General features: G+C 68.0%; 22 protein-coding genes. 18 read left to right on the top strand and 4 right to left on the bottom strand.

The window, feature by feature from the left end; all coding sequences use genetic code 11:
* Positions 1-46 precede the first annotated feature (46 nt).
* Both AC5LXX_RS14970 and AC5LXX_RS14965 read left to right on the top strand, forming a co-directional pair.
* Positions 47-568 (top strand): M35 family metalloendopeptidase, encoded by a 522-nt coding sequence (locus AC5LXX_RS14970; RefSeq protein WP_493409937.1) that lies wholly within the window; start codon positions 47-49, stop codon positions 566-568.
* Between the two features lie 82 nt (positions 569-650).
* Positions 651-989, top strand: coding sequence for an OmpA family protein (locus tag AC5LXX_RS14965; RefSeq protein ID WP_493409936.1), 339 nt, complete (start codon positions 651-653; stop codon positions 987-989).
* 67 nt (positions 990-1,056) lie between these two features.
* On the opposite strand, the gene AC5LXX_RS14960 is transcribed toward AC5LXX_RS14965, so the two are convergent.
* From AC5LXX_RS14960 to AC5LXX_RS14950, 3 genes are all read right to left on the bottom strand, one after another.
* Entirely contained in the window at positions 1,057-1,602 is a 546-nt protein-coding gene (locus AC5LXX_RS14960) for a hypothetical protein (protein WP_493409935.1), read from the bottom strand.
* A gap of 202 nt (positions 1,603-1,804) precedes the next feature.
* Positions 1,805-2,650 (bottom strand): tetratricopeptide repeat protein, encoded by an 846-nt coding sequence (locus AC5LXX_RS14955; RefSeq protein ID WP_124452234.1) that lies wholly within the window; start codon positions 2,648-2,650, stop codon positions 1,805-1,807.
* A gap of 8 nt (positions 2,651-2,658) precedes the next feature.
* Positions 2,659-4,728: a bifunctional 2',3'-cyclic-nucleotide 2'-phosphodiesterase/3'-nucleotidase gene (locus tag AC5LXX_RS14950; protein WP_493409934.1), complete on the bottom strand. Its 2,070-nt coding sequence runs from the start codon at positions 4,726-4,728 to the stop codon at positions 2,659-2,661.
* A 315-nt stretch (positions 4,729-5,043) separates the two neighbouring features.
* On the opposite strand from AC5LXX_RS14950, the gene AC5LXX_RS14945 reads away from it, so the two are divergent.
* From AC5LXX_RS14945 to AC5LXX_RS14900, 10 genes are all read left to right on the top strand, one after another.
* Positions 5,044-6,168, top strand: a complete 1,125-nt coding sequence (locus AC5LXX_RS14945) for an MlaE family ABC transporter permease (RefSeq protein ID WP_493409933.1) — start codon at positions 5,044-5,046, stop codon at positions 6,166-6,168.
* A complete protein-coding gene (locus AC5LXX_RS14940; RefSeq protein WP_493409932.1) occupies positions 6,165-7,079 on the top strand; it encodes an ABC transporter ATP-binding protein in 915 nt (304 codons plus the stop codon). Before AC5LXX_RS14945 ends, AC5LXX_RS14940 begins: the two co-directional genes overlap by 4 nt.
* A gap of 17 nt (positions 7,080-7,096) precedes the next feature.
* Positions 7,097-8,026: an MlaD family protein gene (locus tag AC5LXX_RS14935; protein ID WP_493409931.1), complete on the top strand. Its 930-nt coding sequence runs from the start codon at positions 7,097-7,099 to the stop codon at positions 8,024-8,026.
* Between the two features lie 70 nt (positions 8,027-8,096).
* Positions 8,097-8,735, top strand: a complete 639-nt coding sequence (locus AC5LXX_RS14930) for an ABC-type transport auxiliary lipoprotein family protein (RefSeq protein WP_493403171.1) — start codon at positions 8,097-8,099, stop codon at positions 8,733-8,735.
* A 19-nt stretch (positions 8,736-8,754) separates the two neighbouring features.
* Positions 8,755-9,906 carry a VanZ family protein gene (locus tag AC5LXX_RS14925; RefSeq protein ID WP_493409930.1) on the top strand — a complete coding sequence of 384 codons (1,152 nt, stop codon included), beginning with the start codon at positions 8,755-8,757 and terminating at the stop codon, positions 9,904-9,906.
* A gap of 147 nt (positions 9,907-10,053) precedes the next feature.
* The gene (locus AC5LXX_RS14920) at positions 10,054-10,371 is read left to right on the top strand and encodes a (2Fe-2S) ferredoxin domain-containing protein (RefSeq protein WP_045567109.1); all 318 of its coding nucleotides are present in this window, start codon (positions 10,054-10,056) and stop codon (positions 10,369-10,371) included.
* 13 nt (positions 10,372-10,384) lie between these two features.
* Positions 10,385-11,029 (top strand): alpha/beta hydrolase, encoded by a 645-nt coding sequence (locus tag AC5LXX_RS14915; protein ID WP_493409929.1) that lies wholly within the window; start codon positions 10,385-10,387, stop codon positions 11,027-11,029.
* 497 nt (positions 11,030-11,526) lie between these two features.
* The gene (locus AC5LXX_RS14910; RefSeq protein WP_124452218.1) at positions 11,527-12,840 is read left to right on the top strand and encodes a D-alanyl-D-alanine carboxypeptidase family protein; all 1,314 of its coding nucleotides are present in this window, start codon (positions 11,527-11,529) and stop codon (positions 12,838-12,840) included.
* Positions 12,841-12,888: 48 nt separating this feature from the next.
* Positions 12,889-13,815 (top strand): D-amino acid aminotransferase, encoded by a 927-nt coding sequence (locus tag AC5LXX_RS14905; RefSeq protein WP_493409928.1) that lies wholly within the window; start codon positions 12,889-12,891, stop codon positions 13,813-13,815.
* Positions 13,815-14,123, top strand: coding sequence for an HP0495 family protein (locus AC5LXX_RS14900; protein ID WP_011353335.1), 309 nt, complete (start codon positions 13,815-13,817; stop codon positions 14,121-14,123). Before AC5LXX_RS14905 ends, AC5LXX_RS14900 begins: the two co-directional genes overlap by 1 nt.
* A 24-nt stretch (positions 14,124-14,147) precedes the next feature.
* Here the strand turns inward: AC5LXX_RS14900 and AC5LXX_RS14895 are convergent, their stop codons facing one another.
* Positions 14,148-15,137, bottom strand: a complete 990-nt coding sequence (locus AC5LXX_RS14895) for a transcriptional regulator GcvA (protein WP_124452215.1) — start codon at positions 15,135-15,137, stop codon at positions 14,148-14,150.
* A 102-nt stretch (positions 15,138-15,239) separates the two neighbouring features.
* Here AC5LXX_RS14895 and AC5LXX_RS14890 point away from each other — a divergent pair, with 102 nt between their 5' ends.
* The 6 genes from AC5LXX_RS14890 (at position 15,240) to AC5LXX_RS14865 (ending at position 20,460) form a co-directional block, all read left to right on the top strand.
* Positions 15,240-15,566, top strand: coding sequence for a DUF2917 domain-containing protein (locus AC5LXX_RS14890; protein ID WP_124452213.1), 327 nt, complete (start codon positions 15,240-15,242; stop codon positions 15,564-15,566).
* Positions 15,567-15,649: 83 nt separating this feature from the next.
* The gene (gene lipB / locus AC5LXX_RS14885; protein ID WP_493409927.1) at positions 15,650-16,405 is read left to right on the top strand and encodes a lipoyl(octanoyl) transferase LipB; all 756 of its coding nucleotides are present in this window, start codon (positions 15,650-15,652) and stop codon (positions 16,403-16,405) included.
* A complete protein-coding gene (gene lipA / locus AC5LXX_RS14880; RefSeq protein WP_124452210.1) occupies positions 16,398-17,390 on the top strand; it encodes a lipoyl synthase in 993 nt (330 codons plus the stop codon). The genes lipB and lipA overlap by 8 nt, the downstream gene beginning before the upstream one ends.
* A 251-nt stretch (positions 17,391-17,641) precedes the next feature.
* On the top strand, positions 17,642-18,658 hold the full coding sequence (gene tauA / locus AC5LXX_RS14875; RefSeq protein ID WP_493409926.1) for a taurine ABC transporter substrate-binding protein: 1,017 nt from the start codon (positions 17,642-17,644) through the stop codon (positions 18,656-18,658).
* Positions 18,659-18,700: 42 nt separating this feature from the next.
* A complete protein-coding gene (locus AC5LXX_RS14870) occupies positions 18,701-19,498 on the top strand; it encodes a taurine ABC transporter ATP-binding protein (RefSeq protein ID WP_493409925.1) in 798 nt (265 codons plus the stop codon).
* Positions 19,498-20,460, top strand: a complete 963-nt coding sequence (locus AC5LXX_RS14865) for an ABC transporter permease subunit (RefSeq protein WP_493409924.1) — start codon at positions 19,498-19,500, stop codon at positions 20,458-20,460. Before AC5LXX_RS14870 ends, AC5LXX_RS14865 begins: the two co-directional genes overlap by 1 nt.
* The last annotated feature ends 99 nt before the right edge of the window (positions 20,461-20,559 follow it).

Here is a 20,559-nt window from a genome sequence, read left to right as displayed (position 1 = left end):
CTGCTTAAGTGGCGTATGTGATGAACGGACGATCTTTCACCGGTCGTTGCGCGACGATGCCGTAAAAATAATCACGCAGCGAATTGACGAACTCGATGTCTGGAGAGAGCCCACGCGGGCGAGAGTCAGAGAGTGGTTCGGGATCGCCGACGAGTCCACTCGCGGGGTGCTGACGAACGGATTGGTGGCGTTGATCACAGTCATGAATGGATTGACGGCAAGGAATTTCGTTCGCTCCGATCCCGACCTTGATCGGGCTCTCGGCTGTACGCCGAATACCAAAAATCTAGACGGTGAAGTTGCGCACGTTTGCGGCCCCGATACCGCCACGCACACGATATCGATTTCCCCGAAGTTCTGTGAGTTTCCGGATACGAGTGCGGGTACGTTTTCCTCGATGCAACTGACCATTGTTCACGAGTGCGTGCATTTTCGGGATACATTCGGAGCGGTTGACTACAAGAACACCTATGGACAATTTCTCAGCAGGCGACTCGCCAAAGAGGCTCCGACAATGGCGATCAGGAATGCGGACAATATTGCGTGGTATATCTTGTGCATCGATTAGCCTTGCGGGGCTTTGTACGTCAGGCGTCGTGTTTGCTTGCAGCTTTTCCTTGCAATATGCAAGTAAGCTCGACCGCGGCGTCGTGACCATTTCGAATGCCGACCGGATCGCGCTCGCCAGCTTGTTGGTTAGAGTTCGGGACAGTGCGGCCAACAACGGTCCCGTCGTGATCTACGGATATGCCGACGAGCACGAGCGAGACGCAATTTCGACCGCTCGTACTCGGGCCAATGCTGTTCAAACGTATCTGCTCGATCTCGGCGTGGCAAAAGATCGGATTCACATGGACTCTAAAATCTGGCGAAGCAACTCCGTTGTTCCGTCGAGTGAACGCAATCAGATAGAGATAGAGTTCATTCCAGCGTGTTCATCGGATAGTTGCGAGAATCCGTGCGGTACGGTCTTGCCGGAGCAGAAGTAACGACGTACGGTATTCGCATGCGAGATATCCCCGCAGTGGCGTTGCGTCGCGCCAGCGCTCCATCTGCTTAGCGCTGCTTCTCCATTTGCTCTAGCGCCTTGATGTCCTCTTCGGACGTCATTTCGCAGGCCAGCAGCGTCTTGCCCTTCAGTGCCGGGCCCTGGCGGGCCGATACGAGGATCAGCGCGCCGCCCGGGCCGCGGACGGTCAGCCGGCGCGAATAGCCGACGGACGACGCGCCCAGCAGGTGGCCCTTCTCACGTGTGAGCTGGTAGCGCTCGGCGAGCTGGCTGGCGACTTCGCCGTCGACGAGCACGCCGATGCCGGTACTGACGAACACCACGTGCTGCGTCGTGAAGCCGTCGCGGCGGATCGGCTCCGGCAGGCGATAGACCGCGGCGCCCAGCATCGACTGGTCCGGCTTCGGATCGGCCGCCTTCGCGGTGTTGTAGATCGAGTCCATCAGGTCCGACGTGAACGGCGGCTTGCAGAGCGCGGCGTTGAAGATGTCGTAGTGGGCGGGCGGTGCGGCGAGTGCGGCGAGCGGGGCGGCCGTGACCGAAATGACGGTCACGCCGAGGACGGCGCGAAGCCGCGACAGGCGATTGGACATGATGCAGTTCTCTCAGGTTTTGTTGTGAGGCTGCATGTTAAGGCATTGCCGCGCGCGAATCGGCGGGCGCGTTCGAATCGACGCCCCGCGATCGATGCCGTTTCCGGACGATCGATGCACGGGGTCGAGGCGCGGGTCGTGCGTGTCGCAACCACGGCTGTCCGGCCAGGTCACGCTCGCGCGCGTCCCGGCCGAACGGCCGTCACGGCGCGACGACCGGATGCTTCAGCGCGTGCGCGGTCTCGATCCACTGCGCGTGGAACGCGTCCGCGTCGGGCTTGAGCCCGAGCTCGCCGTTGCGATAGGCCATCGCGAGCGTCTGCACGGCCTCCGGCAGCTCGTGCTCGGCGGCCCGGCGATACAGCGCCAGTGCGCGCGCGTCGTCGCGCGGCACGCCGCTGCCGTCGCGATACGCGTTCGCGAGCATGAAGTCCGCGGCCGGGATGTCGGCTTGCGACGCGACCTCGAACCAGTGCGCGGCCTGCACGGGATCGGCGGCGACGCCGTAACCGCTGCGATAGATCAGCCCGAGGTAGTACGCGGCGGCCGGGTCGCCCTGTCCGGCCGCCGCGCCGAGCAGCGCGCGGGCGCGTGCATAGTCTTTCGGGATGTCGTTGCTGCCGAGCAGCAGCGCCTTGCCGAGCGCGAGCTGCGCGCGCCGTGCGGCCGGCGCGTCGGCCTTGCCGTCGGCCGTCGCGGCCGTTTCCAGCCAGCCGCGCCCTTCATCGCGCAGCCCCGGTTCGTGCGCATCGACGAGCGCGATGCCGAGCGCCGCCTGCGCGGCGCCCGAGCCGCGGCGCGCGAGCGTGCGCAACTGCGCCAGCGCGTGCGGCTCGGTGGCCTGCGTGACCATCGCCTGCCACTCGTCGAGCTGCGCGGCGCTCGGCGCGGGGCCGGCGCCGCGCAGGCCGGTCGTCGCGACGACGGCGGCGACGGTCACGGCCGCCGCCGCGAGCAGCGCGGCCGGCGGGAGTTTCGCGCGCAGCACGCGCCGCGCGGCAGCGGCGAGGCCGGTTTCGGCCGGCCGCATCGTCCGGATCGGTTGCATCGCGTGTCTCATTGGGTCAGGTCGATCTCGTAGGTGGCGAGGTTCTTGCCCGAGCCGTCGTCGGCCGCGACCTGCGTGATGCCGGCCAGGCCGGCCGCCGCCGCGTCGCCGAGACGGTTCGGCGCGGACGCGAACTGGACGTGCGCGACCGAGCTCGCGAGCTTCGTGAAGCGCCAGCTGCGCTGCGCGCCGTCCGCCGTGCGCGTGATCGCGCCGCGTTTCTTGATGAATGCGATCAGCACGTCGCGGTTCGCGTCGGGCGACGCGAAGATCGTCTTGCTGCCGTCGAGGCCGGGGAAGTTGCCGCCGCCGCTCGCGCGGTAGTTGTTGGTCGCGACGATGAACTGCGCGTTCGGGTCGATCGGCGCGCCCTTGTACGTCAGGTTCCGGATGCGGCTGCCGAGCGGCTGCGTGACGTCGATTTCATACGCGAGATCGGCCGACGTGAACATGTCGAAGTTGTAGCCGGGGAACGTGCTGACGAGCGGCTGCACGGTCGCCTTGGTCGGGTCGATCCGGTTGAAGCGCTTGGCGGCCGTCTCGAGCCAGTTCTTCACGTCGGCGCCGCTCACCTTCACCGCGTACACGGTGTTCGGGTACAGGTACAGGTCGGCCGCGTTGTTGATCGCGAGCGCGCCCGGCGCGACGTCCGTGTAGTCGGTGCCGCCGCCGAAGCCGCTCTTGAACGGCGCGCTGACCGACAGCACCGGCAGCGACGCATACTGCGGCAGGTTCGCCTGCACGTAGGTCTTCACGTAGTCGGCCTGCGCCTCGTTGACGATCTGGATCGCGCCCGGATCGCCGACATCCGCGAAGTACGAGTTCATCCGGTAGTCGGTCGAGCCGATCGGCGTCTTCACGTAGTCGATCGTCGCCTGGTGCTCGGCCGCGATCGCGGCGGACACCGACGGATCGGCCGCGACGTAGCTCTTGTCGGCGTTCTGGATCGGCCGCGCCTCGACGGTCGTCTGCGACTTGTCGACGCTCCACGTCTTGCCGTCGAACTTCAGGCCGAGCTTGATCACGCCGAGGTGCTTGCCCCAGTAGTTGGCCATCACGGTCGGCACGCCGTTGACGGTGCCCTTGACCTTGTCGACGCCCGGCAGGTTGAACTGCGACACGGTGCTGTTCGCGTCCGGGAACACCTGGTGCGAGTGGCCGATCAGCATTGCGTCGATGCCGGTCACCTTCGACAGCCACCAGCTGCCGTTTTCCATCGTCGGCGAGTACGCGGAATTGTCGAGGCCGCCGTGCGAGATCGCGACGACGAGATCGGCGCCCTTCGCGCGCATTTCCGGAATGTACTTCTCGGCCGCTTCCTTCAGGCCCGTCGTGTAGACCTTGCCGTCGAGCCAGCGCTTGTCCCAGTTCATGATCGCGGGCGGCGTGAAGCCGATGATGCCGATCTTCACGGGCGCGCTGACGGTCTTGCCGTCCGGCGTCGTCGCCGTCACCGTGCGGGTCAGGATCGTGTACGGCGTGAACAGCGGCGCATTGGTCTTCGCGCTGATCACGTTCGCGAGCACTTGCGGGAAGTTCGGGCCCGCGCACTTCTTCTGCTGGGCCGGCGCCGGCAGGCCGTCGATTTCGAACGTGTTGCCGGTCACCTGCGACAGGTACGGCAGCCCGTAGTTGAATTCGTGGTTGCCGATCCCGCCGCCGTCGAACTTCGCGGCGTTCATCACCTTGTAGATCGCGAGCGTCTGGTCGCAGCCGACCGGCTTCACGAGCGCCTGGTAGTCCGACAGCGCGGTGCCCTGGATCGTGTCGCCGTTGTCGAGCAGCAGCGTGTTCGGGTACTGCTTGCGCGCCTGCGCGATCAGCGTCGACACGCGCTCGAAGCCGAGCGAATTGTCGGCGGCGAGCTTGAAATAGTCATACGACAGCACGTTGGTGTGCAAGTCGGTCGTCTCGAGCAGCGCGAGCGTGGCCGTCGTGCCGACGGGCGCCTGGGCCTCGGGCTGCGACGGCGGCGTGGCGGTGACGTCGTCGCCGCCGCAGCCGGCGAGGACGAAGGCGAGGCTGGCGAGCGCGGCGGCGGCCGGTACGTGGCGGCGGGAAAGCGGGGGGAGACGCATCGGTTGTCCTGTTTGGTGTTCTGTTTTATGAAACGCGAGGTACGCACGAATGGCGGCGCGGCGCGCCGTCGGCCTGAGGTGCGGCGCGTGAGAGTATCGAAAGGAAACGTGACGGAACAATGAAAGGTCGCGATGCGGGCAGCGGGCCGAGGTCCGCTTCGGCTTCGGGCCGGTCCCGGCAGGCGCCAGCCCGGCGCCCCGGCTGCGCCTCCCGAGTTCGCGCCGCCGGCTGCGCAACCCGCCGAAATCCTCACGTCGCGGCATCGGGCGGTTCGCTACAATGGCCGCTGTCATCCTTTTGCAAACAACCTGCCCTTGGACTTCGAGACTCCTCCCGGCCTGTCGGTCGACGCCGGCGGCCAGGGCCAGACGGTGCGCCTCTACGGCCAGTGGACCGCGCTCGCGCTCGCGCGCAATCGCGGCGCGGTCGCGCGCCGCGTCGCGAGCATCGCCACCGGGCGCGTGAGCGAATGGGATCTGTCCGGCATCGAGCGGCTCGACCACGTTGGCGGGCAGGCGCTGTGGCGCGTGTGGGGCCGCAAGCTGCCGGCCGGCGTCGCGCTGAGCGCCACGCAGCGCACGATCTTCGAGCGCATCGAGCGGCTCGACAGCGAGCGCGAGGCGCCGGAACGCGTCGTGCGCTTCGATCCCGTCACCCGGCTCGGCCTGGCGATCTTCGCGTTCGGCGAGCATCTTCAGGGCGGCATCGCGATGTTCGGCCGCGTGATCCTCGATGCGCTGTCGGTGCTGCGCCGCCCGAAGACGATGCCGTGGAAGGAAACCTCGGCGAACATCTACAGCGCCGGCGCGCAGGCGCTGCCGATCACCGCGCTCGTCGCGTTCCTGATCGGCATCGTGCTCAGCTACCTGTCCGCGCAGCAACTGCAGATGTTCGGCGCGAACCGCTACATCGTGAACATCCTCGGGCTGTCGGTGATCCGCGAGCTCGGCCCGGTGCTGTCGGCGATCCTCGTCGCGGGCCGCTCGGGCTCGGCGATCACCGCGCAGATCGGCGTGATGCGCGTGACCGAGGAACTCGACGCGATGCGCGTGATGGGCATCCCGCACGGGCTGCGGCTGATCCTGCCGCGCGTGCTCGCGCTCGGCATCGCCATGCCGCTGCTCGTGATGTGGACCAACATCATCGCGCTGACGGGCGGCGCGCTCGCCGCGAAGCTCGTGCTCGGGATCGACGTCAACTATTTCGTGCGCTCGCTGCCGGGCGTCGTGCCGATCGCGAACCTGTACATCGGCGTCGGCAAGGGCGTCGTGTTCGGCATGCTGATCGCGCTGGTCGCGTGCCATTTCGGCTTCCGGATCAAGGCGAACTCGCAGAGCCTCGGCGAAGGCACGACCACCTCGGTCGTGTCGTCGATCACGGTCGTGATCCTCGCCGACGCGGTGTTCGCGATCCTGTTCCAGAACGTGGGGCTCGGATGAACGCATCGAACGAAACGACCGCGCACGCGGCGGCCGTCGGCGCCGGGTCGGTCGGCGCGCGGCCGGCCGGGGAGGCCGGAGCCGGCGACCTCGTGATCGAGGTGCGCAACCTGACCAAGCGCTATGGGCGCAACATCATTCACCAGAAGCTCGACTTCGACGTGCGGCGCGGCGAGATCGTGGCGATCGTCGGCGGCTCGGGCTCCGGCAAGACCACCCTCGTACGCCAGATCCTCGGCCTCGAGCGGCCGACGTCGGGCACGATCAAGGTGTTCGGCGAGGATACCGCGACGATCGACGACGCGAGCGCGCGGATGATGCGCACGCGTTCGGGGATGCTGTTCCAGCAGGGCGCGCTGTTCTCGTCGATGACGGTGTTCGACAACGTCGCGCAGCCGCTGCGCGAGCTCGGCCGCGTGCCGCCGGACCTGCTGCACGACATCGTGATGCTGAAGCTCGAGATGGTCGGGCTGCCTTGCAAGCACGCGTCGAAGATGCCGGCCGCGCTGTCGGGCGGGATGGTGAAACGCGTCGGCATCGCGCGCGCGATCGCGCTGGAGCCCGAGCTGCTGTTCCTCGACGAGCCGACGGCCGGCCTCGATCCGCAGGCGTCGGACGAATTCGTCGAGCTGATCGCGACGCTGCACCGCACGCTCGGGCTGACCGTCGTGATGGTGACGCACGACCTCGACACGATGGTCGCGCTGTCGACGCGCGTCGCGGTGCTGGCCGACCGCAAGGTGCTGGTCGCCGCGCCGGTCGAGGAGGCCGCGAACGTCGACCATCCGTTCATCCACGAATATTTCCTGGGGCTGCGCGGGCGCCGCGCATTGCAGGCGCTGCCGCCCGAGCGGCGCGCGAAACTGCCGAAGGCGGCCCTCGAACCGGCGCTGTCGAGCGTCGAGCTGTAGAAGCAAGGAACCCGCGAATGGAAAACAAATCACATGCGTTCTGGGCCGGCCTGTTCACGATCGCGCTGACGCTCGCGATCGCGGGCACCGTGTTCTGGTTCAACGTCGACCGCACCGTGCGCGTGCCGTACGACCTGCTCGCGCGCACCAACGTGACGGGGCTGTTCCCGGACGCGGCCGTGCGCTTTCGCGGTCTCGACGTCGGCAAGGTGCAGTCGATCGGCTTCGATCGCACGCATCCGGGCCAGATCCGGATCCGGATCCTCGTCGATCACGACGCGCCGATCACGCAGTCGACCTACGGCAGTCTCGGGTTCCAGGGCGTGACGGGCATCGCGTTCGTGCAGCTCGAGGATACGGGGCGCGACCTGGCGCCGCTGCCGTCGTCGCCGAAGTCGATCGCGCAGATCCCGATGCGGCCGAGCCTGTTCGACCAGATCCAGGAGCGCGGCGACGTGCTGCTGCGGCAGCTCGAACTGGCCGCCAAGAGCGCGAACGCGCTGATGTCGCCCGAGATGCGCGAGCAGTTGCGTGCGACGGCCGAAAGCCTGCAGCACGCGGCCGACGGCGCGGCAACGCTGACGAAGCAGCTCGGCCCGGCGGTCACGGCGCTGCCGGAAACGATGCACGAGGTGAACCGCGCGATGGCGTCGGCGAACACGCTGCTGCAGCCGAACGGGCCGCTCGTGTCGAACCTGAACAAGGCCGGCACGGCCGCCGAGCAGGTCGGTGTCGCGCTGAACGACCTGAACGCGCGCGTGCAGTACGACACGCTGCCGCGCTTCAACGTGCTGGCCGGCAGCGTCGGCGATGCGTCGCGGCAATTGAAGGACGTGGCCGGTGAACTCGGCCGCAACCCGCGCAGTCTGTTGTTCGGTTCGCCCGGCGCGGCGCCGGGGCCCGGCGAAGCGGGCTTCGTCTGGCCCGGTGCGACGGCCGGGAAGTGAGACACGGCAGCAGTTCATCGATCGTCCGGCCGAAAGGCCGGACATGACGCCCATCGAAACCGGAAACATCATGCAGGAACACGCCATGCCACGAATCCTTGACCGCGCGCTGCGTCCCGCCGCGGCCGCGCTTGCCGTGCTGACGCTCGCGCTGGCGGCCGGCTGCGCTGGCGACAGCGCGGTGCTGTCGAATGTCCGCTACGACCTCGGGCCCGCATCGTCGGTCGTGACGGCCGGTTCCGGCCCCGCGCTGAAGGTGCTCGACGTCGCCGCGCCTGATGCGCTCGATTCGGACAAGTTCGCGTACCGCCTCGCGTACGCGGATGCGCAGCACGTGGCCGTCTATCGCGACAGCCGCTGGACCGCGCCGCCCGCGCAACTGCTCACGCAGCGGCTGCGCGGCGCGCTGTCGTCGCGCGGCGCGGTGCTCGAAGGGTCCGACGGCGTGCGCGCGCCGACCCTCAAGGTCGACCTGAACGAATTCGAGCAGGTGTTCGACGGGCAGTCGCAGAGCCACGGCGCCGTCACCGCGCGCGCGACGCTGACGCTCGACGGCAAGGTGCTCGGCCAGCGCACGTTCGTCGCGCGCGCGCCGTCGAGCACGCCGGACGCGGCCGGCGGCGCGCGCGCGCTCGCCGCCGCGAGCGACGAGCTCGTGTCGCAGATCGCCGCGTGGGCCGGCATGCAGGCGTACGCGGGCACCCCGTGACGCGCGCCGCGCAGCCGCGATGAGCGCGACCGGCACGCATCGCGCATCGCCGCTCGCGCGGCAGGCCTTCGCCGCTTACGCAGCGCTGGTCGTCTACGCGTCGCTGTATCCGTTCGAAGGCTGGGTGTCGCTCGGCATCGGGCCGTTCGACTACCTGTTCGCGCCGATGCAGCGCTATGTGACCGCGTTCGACGTGGTCACGAACGTGCTCGGCTACCTGCCGTTCGGCGCGCTCGGCGTGCTCGCGCTGCACCCGCGCTGGCGCGGCGTGGCCGCGACGCTGATCGCGGGCGGGCTCGGCGTGCTGCTGTCGGGCTCGATGGAGGCGCTGCAGACCTACCTGCCGACGCGTATCGCGTCGAATCTCGACCTCGGCGCCAACGCGCTCGGCGCGCTGCTGGGGGCGGCGCTCGTCGCGCCGGCCACGGGCGCGCTGCTCGACCGCGGCGCGCTGCGCCGGCTGCGCTTCGCGTGGTTCGAGGCCGACGGCGCGACGCCGCTGCTGCTCGCCGCGCTGTGGCCGTTCGCGATCCTGTTTCCGTCGCCGTTCCTGTTCGGCATCGGCGACTGGCCGGCCGCGCTGTGGGAACGCGCCGACGCGTCGATGCAGGGCGCGCTGCTCGCGTGGCTGCCGGCCGCGTGGCAGGTCAGCGAATGGCCCGAGCGCGTCGACGGCTGGCTGTCCGATTCCGCGTGGGAGGCCACGCTCGGCGGGCTGATGCTGTTCGCCGCGCTGGCGATCGCGTCGCTCGCGATGCGGCCGCGCGCGCCGCGCATCCGGCTGCTGATCGCGCTCGTCGTGGCGACGCTCGTGCTGAAGGCGGCCGCGACGTTCATGCAGTCGGCCACCGGCCTCGTCGTCGTATGGGCGACGCCCGGCGCGCGGCTCGGCATCGAGCTCGGCTTCGCCGCGGCGCTCGTCGCGCTGCGCGTGCCGGAGACGTGGCGTGCGACGCTCGCGGCGCTTGCGCTGCTGGCCGGCGTGGCGCTCGTGAACCTGCTGCCGGTCAATCCGTTCTTCGACTTCACGCTGTCGGGCTGGCGGCAGGGGCGTTACGTGCACTTCAACAGTATCGCGCGCTGGCTCGCGTGGATCTGGCCCTACGCGGCGCTGATCTGGCTCGGCCAGCGCGTCGAGCGCGCGTGGCTGCCGGCCGCGCTGCGCCGCTGACGCGGCGGTCCGGGCCGCGCGGCGGCGGCCGTGGCGCGGGTAGCCGTGCGCGCCGGTCGCTATAATCTTCGGCATCCTCCGTTGCCGCGCGCAACGGCAATCGCTCCTCTTTCCGCACGGCCTCGCGCCGGGCCGCTCGCCACCATCATGGATTCCTACTACCAGCACCACGTCTTCTTCTGCCTGAACCAGCGCGAACCGGGCGCCGAACGCCCGAGCTGCGCGCAATGCGACGCGCAGACCATGCAGGAATACGCGAAAAAGCGCGTGAAGGAACTCGGCCTCGCGGGGCCCGGCAAGGTCCGCATCAACAAGGCCGGCTGCCTTGACCGCTGCGAGGAAGGGCCCGTGATGGTCGTGTATCCGGAAGGCACGTGGTACACGTACGTCGACCGGGCCGACATCGACGAGATCGTCGAGTCGCACCTGCGCGACGGCAAGGTCGTCGACCGCCTGAAGATCTGAGCGGGCCGGCCGAATGAACGTTCATACGCAGAAATCGCTGATCGCGGGCCCGATCGGCCAGATTGAAATCGCGGTCGACCTGCCCGACGCCGTGCGCGAAGGCGGCGCCGCGCCGCGCGGCATCGCGCTCGTCGCGCATCCGCATCCGCTGTTCGGCGGCACGATGGACAACAAGGTCGCGCAGACGCTCGCGCGCACGCTGGTGCAATTGAACTATGTTGTCTACCGGTCGAACTTCCGTGGCGTCGGTGCGACCGAAGGCGTGCACGACAACGGCACCGGCGAAGCCGACGACCTCGTGGCGGTGCTCGCGCACATGCGCGCGCAGCCCACTTACGCGGACCTGCCGCTCGTGCTCGCGGGCTTCTCGTTCGGCACCTTCGTGCTGTCGCACGTCGCGAAGCGGCTGCGCGACGCGGGCGAGACGATCGAGCGGATGGTGTTCGTCGGCACGGCCGCGAGCCGCTGGCAGGTGGCCGACGTGCCCGAGAACACGCTCGTGATCCACGGCGAAACCGACGACACGGTGCCGATCGCGTCGGTGTACGACTGGGCGCGGCCGCAGGAACTGCCGGTGGTCGTGATCCCCGGCGCCGAGCATTTCCTCCACCGCAAGCTGCATGTGCTGAAGCGCATCATCGTCGACGCGTGGCGCTAGCCTGCGGGCAAGCGCCGGCGTCCCGTCGCGCGCACCGGCACGCGGCCGGATGATGCGTGCCGCTTCCCGAAACCTCGCGCGACATCGCGCCGCACCGCGCGGCGCATCGCTTGCCGCACGACGGCGCAACCCGACTTGCACACGGCCTGCGCATGCCTTTCGCGCGGCTTCGAGCGCGCTTGCCCGCAACCTGCTCGCGCTATCCTCCCGAAGCCGCCGTGCGGCCGTCCGGCGCCAGGTTCGCGAAAACGCCCTGCGCGGCCACGTATAATGGCCGCATTCCGCGTCGCCCGCGGCCCGGCTGGGCCCATGCGGCGCTCGTTTCGCCGCCTGTCCGCCCGCTCGCGACGGCCGCGAACCGAACGCGTCCGCACGAGTCCAACCGGCGCGTTTCGCGCCGCCCGACGTTGTCGGGCGCGTGCCCGGAACGCCCGCCGCCTTGCCGTTCAACCCTGCGCGTTTCGCACCGCACTTTCTGCCATCAGCCTGAATCGATCATGCGTCTGTCTTCCCAAGGCCTCAAGTCCCTCGCTTCCTCCATCGCCTTCGGCACCGCCGCGCGCAACGTCGCGCTCGGCGTGATGCTGCCTGTCGCGCTCGCGTCGACGATCGTCGTCGCCGAGGCGAAGCCGGCCGCCAAGGCCAAGGCCGCGCATGCGGCGCCGGCCGCCGCCGAGCAGTTCACCGGCGCGCCCGCGACCTACATGCCGGGCGCGGTGCCGCCGCCGGGCGTGAACGCACGCTCGTGGGTGCTCGTCGACGCGACCAGCAACACGGTGCTCGCGTCGGGCAATGCGGATGAACGCGTCGAGCCTGCGTCGCTGACGAAGCTGATGACCGCATACCTCGTGTTCGAGGCGCTCGACAAGAAGAAGATCTCCATGGAGCAGATCGTCACGCCGAGCGAAGCGGTGCGCCGCGTCGGCCGCGACGAGTCGCGCATGTTCATCGAGGCGAACAAGCCGGTGTCCGTGCATGACCTCGTGTACGGGATGATCATCCAGTCGGGCAACGATGCCGCGATCGCGCTGGCCGAGCTCGTCGGCGGCAGCGAAGGGCAGTTCGTCACGCTGATGAACGCCGAGGCGCAGCGCCTCGACATGAAGGGCACGCACTTCGCCGACGTGAACGGCATGCCCGACCCGAACCACTACACGACGGCCGGCGACCTCGCGAAGCTGTCGGCCCACCTGATCCGCGATTTTCCGCAGTACTACAGCATCTTCTCGGAGAAGGAATTCAAGTACAACAACATCCGCCAGGGCAACCGCAACCGCCTGCTGTGGCTCGACCCGACGGTCGACGGCCTGAAGACCGGCCATACGCAGGCGGCCGGCTACTGCCTGATCGCGTCGGCGAAGCGCGCGATCCCGGGCGTCGACGGCCAGCGCCGCCTGGTGTCGGTGATGATGGGCGAGCAGAAGGAAGGCGAGCGCACGCAGGACAGCATGAAGATGCTGAACTACGGCTACAGCGCGTTCGATTCGGTGCGCCTGTTCAAGGGCGGCCAGGCGATCTCGACGCCGCGCCTCTACAAGGGCAAGGAAAACACCGTGCAGGTCGGCGTGAAGGGCGACCAGTGGGCGACCGTGCCGCGCGGCCTCGGCGACAAGGTCAAGACCGAAGTCGTCGTGAACGCGCCGCTGATCGCGCCGCTCGCGGAAGGCCAGCAGGTCGGCACCGTGAAGATCGTCGCCGACGGCAAGACGCTGTCGGAATTCCCGGTCGTCGCGCTGCAGGCCGTGCCGGAAGCGGGTATCTTCGGGCGTATCTGGGACTCGATCCTGCTGATGTTCAGCAAGAAGAAGTAAGCACGACGGGCCTTTGTTTTCACGACTTCATCCCCATCTGTCACTGCTATGAGCCAAGCCGAATTCGAACCGATCGTCTACCTCAGCGTCTCGGCGCGGGAGGAACTGGTGCCGCTGTCCGAAGCCCGTGTGCCGGTGCTCGACCGCGGGTTCATCTTCGGCGATGGCGTGTATGAAGTCGTCCCCGTCTATGCGCATGACGGCGCGCACGTGCCGTTCCGGATCGATCAGCACCTGGAACGGCTCGCGCGCAGCCTGAAGAAGATCGGCATCGACAATCCGCACGACGCGGCCGGTTGGCGCGCGCTGATCGAGCGCGTGGTCGCGGCGAATGCCGAAGGCCTCGGCGACGGCAACGCGCTCGTCTACCTGCAGGTGACGCGCGGCGTCGCGAAGCGCGGCCACGCGTTCCCGGCGAACGCGGTGCCGACGGTGTTCGCGATGACGAGCGCGCTGCGCCTGCCGTCGGCAGAAGAGCGCGCGAAGGGCGTGCGTTGCGTGACGGCCGAGGATCGCCGCTGGCTGCATTGCGACATCAAGTCGATCTCGCTGCTCGGCAACGTGCTGATGGCGCAGCATGCGGCCGAACGCGATGCGTTCGAGACGCTGCAGCTGCGCGACGGCTACCTGACCGAAGGCTCGTCGTCGAACGTGTGGATCGTGAAGAACGGCGAGCTGTTCGCGCCGCCGCGCAGCAACAAGATCCTCGAAGGGATCCGCTACGCGCTGATCGAGCAGCTGGCCGACGAATGCAAGATCCCGTTCGTCGCGCGCGAGATCAGCGAAGTGGAGCTGCGCGCGGCCGACGAGATCATGATCACGTCGGCCACGAAGGAAGTGCTGCCTGTCACGTCGCTCGACGACTTGCCCGTCCAGGGCGGCAAGCCGGGCCCCGTGTTCGCGGCGCTGTATGACGCGTACCAGCGTGCGAAGGCACGCGAGTTTGAACAGTTTGACCTAACCCAGAGAAAATGATGAGCGAACCGACCAAAACCATCGAGGTGACCGGCGCGATCGATACCCGGAAGGAGTCGCTGCTGGAGTTTCCGTGCGATTTCCCGATCAAGATCATGGGCAAGGCGCACCCCGAATTCAAGGACACGATCTTCAAGGTCGTGGCCGTTCACGACAACGAGATCGATGTCGAGAAGATCGAGGAGCGTGCATCGAGCGGCGGCAATTACACGGGCCTCACGATCACCGTGCGGGCAACGAGCCAGGAACAGCTCGACAACATCTACCGCGCACTGACCGGCCATCCGATGGTCAAGGTCGTGCTCTGAGCGGCCGCCCCGGCGGCCCGGGGATCAGCGCGAACGGCCGCTGATCCCTTTCCATCCTCCCTCCAGCGCACACTCGGCGGGGCACTTCCCCGCCGCGCGCCGCGCGTCCAGTTCTTCGCACATCCGCTTGTATTCCACGACTTGCTCGAGCAGCCAGGTCCTGAACGCCTGCACGCGCGGCGTGTTCAAAACCGGCGGCGGACACACGAAAAAGTAGTGCCACGGGCTCTGCCCGTCGATGTCGAACAGGCGCACGATGCGCCCGTCGAGCAGGTCGTGCACCGCGAGCGAGCGGCGCACCAGCGCGATGCCCTGGCCGTCGATCGCGGCCAGCAGCAGGTTCGACGAATCCTGGTACAGGATCCCCCGCTTCGGCTCGGTCAGCGTGTCGAGCCCGGCCGCGTCGAACCACGGCCGCCACAGCTCGTCGTCCGAGCGAAGCAGGTTGTAGTGCACGAGATCGGCGGGCGTTTGCGGCAGCTTGCCGCCGTTCAGCGTCGGCGCGCACGCCGGAAAGAACACCTCCTCGAACAGCGGCTCGACATGCAGCCCCGGATAGGTGCCTCCGCCGAAGCGGATCGCGAGGTCGACGTCGTCGCGCGCGAAATCGGTGAGCGAGTTGGTCGACTGCAGCTCGACGTCGATCTCCGGATGCCGCTCGATGAACGTGCCGATGCGCGGCGTGATGAAGCGCGCGGCGAACGACGACAGCATCGACACCACGAGCCGCCGGTCGCGGTCGCTGGCGCGCACGTCGCGCGTCGCGTCGGCGATCACCATCAGCGCGGTGCGGATCTGCTGCGCGTAGCGCATGCCGGCATCGGTCAGGCACAGCCGCTTGCCGTTGCGCGTGAACAGCTGCACGCCCAGCTCTTCCTCGAGCGCGCGCACCTGGTGGCTGACCGCGCCGTGCGTGACGAACAGCTCGTCGGCAGCGCGCGAGAAATTCTCGTGACGGGCGGCGGCTTCGAACGCACGAACGGCGTTCAGCGCGGGTAGCTGTCGGAGGTCCATTTGCTAATTTTCCTCACATCGACGTGAAAATTGGTCGTTTTGTCAGACGCCTTGGAGTGACTACGATTGTAGCCATCGAAGCACTTTTTGGCGGAGTCGATCATGCAAGAAATTTCCTCAAGCATCACGTTCGAAATCCCTGTGGGCGAAACCGTGCCGATGAAGGTGCAACGCAGCACACGGCTGATCGTTCAATGCGGGCCGGTGTGGGCCACGCGCAGCGACGACGTCGACGACTACTTCCTGGTCGACGGCGAGACGCTGAAGCTGCGCCGCGGCGAGCGGCTGTGGCTCAGCGCGGAAGGGCGCGAGGGCGCGCGCGTCGCGTTCTCGGTGTCGCGGCCGCCCAAGGAAGTCGCGCTCGGTGGGCTGGCACGGCTGCGCGAACGCGTGAGCGCACTGCTGCACGACGGCTGGCGCACGGTCTGACCTTCATTTCGTCCGACGGATACCGGCAATCCGTCCCTTTCCTGGCCCGGCGAGACCCATGGGTTTTCGGTAAACTACCGCCCATGTCCGTTTCGCCGGTTTCCATCGTGTCCACGCCTGTCGCCGTTCCCGCATCACCCGCCGGAGCCCCGGATCAGCCGGCCCAGCCGGTCACCGTGCGCTGGCGGGGCCTCGAGGCCTACGAGACGAGCTTCGACGCGATGCGCGCGTTCACCGACACGCGCATCGCCGACACCGGCGACGAGATCTGGGTGGTCGAGCATCCGCCCGTCTACACGCTCGGCCAGGCCGGCGACCCGGCCCACCTGCTGGTGGCCGACAGCGGCGTGCCGCTCGTGAAGGTCGATCGCGGCGGGCAAATCACCTACCACGGCCCCGGCCAGATCGTCGTCTACCTGCTGCTGGACCTGCGCCGGCGCAAGCTGATGGTGCGCACGCTCGTGACGAAGATCGAGGAGGCCGTGATCGAAACCCTCGCGGCGTATAATCTCGCTTCGGTCCGCAAGGCGGGCGCGCCCGGGATCTACGTGGCGTCCGGCGTGCACGAGGGCGGGAAAATCGCGGCCCTCGGCCTGAAGATCCGCAACGGCTGCAGCTATCACGGGCTGAGCCTGAACGTGAAGATGGATCTGCGCCCGTTTCTTGCGATCAACCCGTGCGGCTATGCCGGACTGGAAACTGTCGACATGGCGAGCCTCGAGGTTGCCGCCGACTGGAACGACGTCGCCCACACGCTGGTGCGCCGTCTGATCGCCAACCTCGACGGCGCATCCGCGGCCGCCGACAAGCCGCAGGCACTGGAACAATCGAATGACTGACGTTACCGCTTCTCCCGCACCGGCCGATTCGGCCGCCCCCGCTGCGTACGATCCGACCGCCAAGCAGAAGGCGCAGGCGAAGACGGCGCGCATCCCGATCAAGGTCATTCCGATCGAGAAGCTGAAGAAGCCCGAGTGGATCCGCGTGAAGGCGGCCACCGGCAGCTCGCGCTTCAACGAGATCAAGACGATCCTGCGCGAGCACAACCTGCATACGGTGTGCGAGGAAGCGAGCTGCCCGAACATCGGCGAATGCTTCGGCAAGGGCACCGCGACGTTCATGATCATGGGCGACAAGTGCACGCGCCGCTGCCCGTTCTGCGACGTCGGCCACGGCCGTCCCGATCCGCTCGACGCGGACGAACCGAAGAACCTCGCGCGCACGATCGCCGCGCTCAAGCTCAAGTACGTGGTGATCACGAGCGTCGACCGCGACGACCTGCGCGACGGTGGCGCCGCTCACTTCGTCGAGTGCATCCGCGAAGTGCGCGAGCAGTCGCCGGAAACGCGCATCGAGATCCTCACGCCGGACTTCCGCGGCCGTCTCGACCGCGCGATCTCGATCCTGAACGCCGCGCCGCCCGACGTGATGAACCACAACCTCGAAACGGTGCCGCGCCTGTACAAGGAAGCGCGCCCGGGTTCGGACTACGCGCATTCGCTGAAGCTGCTGAAGGACTTCAAGGCGCAGCATCCGGACGTCGCGACGAAGTCGGGCCTGATGGTCGGCCTCGGCGAGACCGAAGAGGAAATCCTGCAGGTGATGCGCGACCTGCGCGCGCACGACGTCGACATGCTGACGATCGGCCAGTACCTGCAGCCGTCCGAACACCACCTGCCGGTGCGTGCCTACGTGCATCCGGATACGTTCAAGATGTACGAGGAAGAGGCGTACAAGATGGGCTTCACGCACGCGGCCGTCGGCGCGATGGTGCGGTCGAGCTATCACGCCGATCTGCAGGCGCACGGGGCCGGGGTGGTCTGAGCGTCCTCGCTTCGTCGTCTTCGGACGAGCCTGGAAAAGCCCGCAGCGATGCGGGCTTTTTCGTTGGTGCGGCGGCCATCCGCGCCGCCGCACGGCAATCGCCACCCGACCGGACGCGCAATCCAGTCGAGCATGAAAAGCAAAGCTGAAACGGCATCGATAGCTTCGCAGGATAAGTTCGCTCCCGCCGCGCGCAAAGCTCGTAAAGTCGGCTCTCCCGCAGCAATGCCCGCATTCCGAAGGAGAGCCGCATGTCCCGTTTCAGCTTCATCCGCCGCGCCGTCGTCGCGCTGACCGCCTTTGCCGCGCTGGGCGCGGCGCACGCCGAATCGCGCGAAGTCGTGATCGCGTACCAGGACATGGTCGTGCCGTGGCGCTACGCGCAGGCGAGCGGTGAAGTCGAAAAGGCGACCGGCTACAAGGTCACGTTCCGCAAGCTCGACAGCGGTGCCGACGTGATCCGCGCGCTCGCGTCGGGCTCCGTGCAGCTCGGCGAAGCCGGGTCGAGCCCGATCGCGGCCGGCCTGTCGCAGGGGCTCGACATTTCGCTGTTCTGGGTACTCGACAACATCAACGACGCCGAGGCGCTCGTCGCGCGCAACGGCTCGGGCGTCACGAGCATCGCGGCGCTGAAGGGCAAGAAGATCGGCGTGCCGTTCGTGTCGACGTCTCACTTTCACACGCTCGTCGCGCTGCAGGCCGCGGGCGTCAATCCGAACGACGTGAAGATCGTCAACCTGCGTCCGCCCGAAGTCGCGGCCGCATGGACGCGCGGCGACATCGACGCGACCTATATCTGGGATCCGGTGCTCGCGAAGGTCAAGCAATCGGGCACCGTGCTGACGACGTCGGGCCAGGTTGCGAAAGAAAGTGGCAAGGCGACCTTCGACGGCTTCGTCGTGAGCCGCAAGTTCGCGCGCGAGAACCCCGAGTTCGTCACGCGTTTCGTGAAGGTGCTCGCGGCGGCAGACGCCGACTACCGCGCGCATGCGGCGGCGTGGAAGGTCGGCTCGCCGCAGGTCGCGGCGGTGGCAAAGGTGTCCGGCGCGAACGCGCAGGACGTGCCGGCGAGCCTCGCGCTCTACGCATTCCCGACGGCGGCCGAGCAGGCATCGCCGACGTGGCTCGGCGGCGGCGCGCAATCGGGCGCCGCGAAGTCGCTCGCGGCCACGGCCACGTTCCTCAAATCGCAAGGCACGATCCAGACGGTGCTCGCCGACTATTCGGCCGGCGTCGATCCGCAGTTCGTGCAGAAGGCCACGCGCTGAGCGCGGCGATTCAGCCCACTCACTCATCGCGGAGCCCCGATCATGAGCACGCTGGAAGTCCGTCAGGTGTCGGTCGCCTATCCGGGCGGGCGCGGCAGGCCGACGACGCAGGCGCTCGCGCGCGTCGACCTGCGCATCGATGCCGGTGAGTTCGTCGTCGCGCTCGGCGCATCCGGGTGCGGCAAGACCACGCTGCTGAACTGCATGGCCGGCTTCGTCGCGCCGACGACGGGCGACGTGCGCGTCGACGGTGTGCCGGTCACGGGCCCCGGCGCCGATCGCGGTGTCGTGTTCCAGAAATACGCGCTGCTGCCGTGGCTCGACGTGCTCGACAACGTCGCGCTCGGGCTGCGCTTCGCGCGCGTGTCGAAGGCCGAGCGTGAAGCGCGCGCGAGAGAGATGCTCGCGCTCGTCGGTCTCGAGGGCCATGCGCATGCGCGCGTGTATGAACTCTCCGGCGGGATGCAGCAGCGCGTCGGCATCGCGCGTGCACTTGCGAGCGATCCGCGCGTGCTGCTGATGGACGAGCCGATGGGCGCACTCGACGCGCTGACGCGCGGCACGATGCAGGCGCTCGTGCTCGACGTGTGGGCGCGTACCGGCAAGACGGTGTTCTTCATCACGCACGACGTCGAGGAGGCGTTGTTCCTCGCGACGCGTCTCGTCGTGATGACGCCGGGCCCCGGACGCATCGCGGAAACCTTCGAGCTGCCGTTCGCGCGGCGCTATGTCAAATCGCGCGATGCGCGCGCCGTGAAGTCGTCGCCGGATTTCATCGCGTGGCGCGAGCGGCTGATCGCGTATCTGCATCGCGACGAGGCGGTCGCGGAGCCTGCGTGATGGGCGAACTCGCGCGGCACGGTGCGTCCGTCGGGCGTGGCCGGAACAGTACTTTGCACAGGCAGGACAGCATGAGCACGCAGGATTCGTGGACGGCCGATCGCACGGACGCAGGTTTCGAACCGGGCGATCGCACGCAGACTCAGGCGGCGTTGGGTCGCGCGCCGTCGTCGCGCCGTTACCGGCTGCCGGGACAAGGAAAGACCGCAGGGCTGAGCGCGGCGACCGTCGCGGTGCTGGCCGTGCTGTGGTGGGTCGCGACGCATTTCCAGTGGCTGCCGCCGCTGTTCCTGCCCGCGCCGGAAGCGGTGTGGGCGGCCTTCGTCGATGCGTGGCACGGCCGCATCCAGGGCGGCCTGCCGCTGTCCGAACATCTGTTGTGGAGCGCCGCGCGCGTGTTCGGTGCGTTCGCGCTCGCGACCGCGATCGGCGTGCCGGCCGGCATCCTGATGGGCGTGAGCCGCATCGCGCGCGGCGTGCTCGATCCGCTGCTGGAGTTTTACCGGCCGCTGCCGCCGCTCGCGTACCTGCCGCTTGTCGTGATCTGGTTCGGCATCGACGAAACGGCGAAGCTCGTCGTGATCTTTCTCGCGTGCTTCGCGCCGATCGCGATGGCTGCGCGTGCGGGCGTGCGCGCGGCGACGGTCGAGCAGATCAACGCCGCGTATTCGCTTGGCGGCAGCTTCGCGCAGATCGTGCGCCACGTGGTGCTGCCGGCCGCGCTGCCGGAGATCCTCACTGGGCTGCGGATCGCGATCGGGTTTGGCTGGACGACGCTCGTCGCGGCCGAGATGGTCGCCGCGACGGCCGGACTCGGGCAGATGGTGCTCAACGCATCGAGCTTCCTGCGCACCGACATCGTCGTGATGGGCATCCTGATCATCGGCGCGATCGCGTGGCTGTTCGATCTGGCGATGCGGTGGGTCGAGCGGCGGGTGGTGCCGTGGAAGGGGAGAGGGTAGGCGTTACAGGCTGCACGGACGCAGGTTGGTGCCCGTATTGAGAAAGCAAATGGGCCGGGTTCGTGTCGATCGAACCTCGGCCCCTGCTGTTTAATGTGG

This window comes from Burkholderia torrens, from assembly GCF_984668525.1.
The sequence above is the reverse complement of the archived record's forward strand: the minus strand, read 5'-3'. Positions and strand labels throughout refer to the sequence as shown.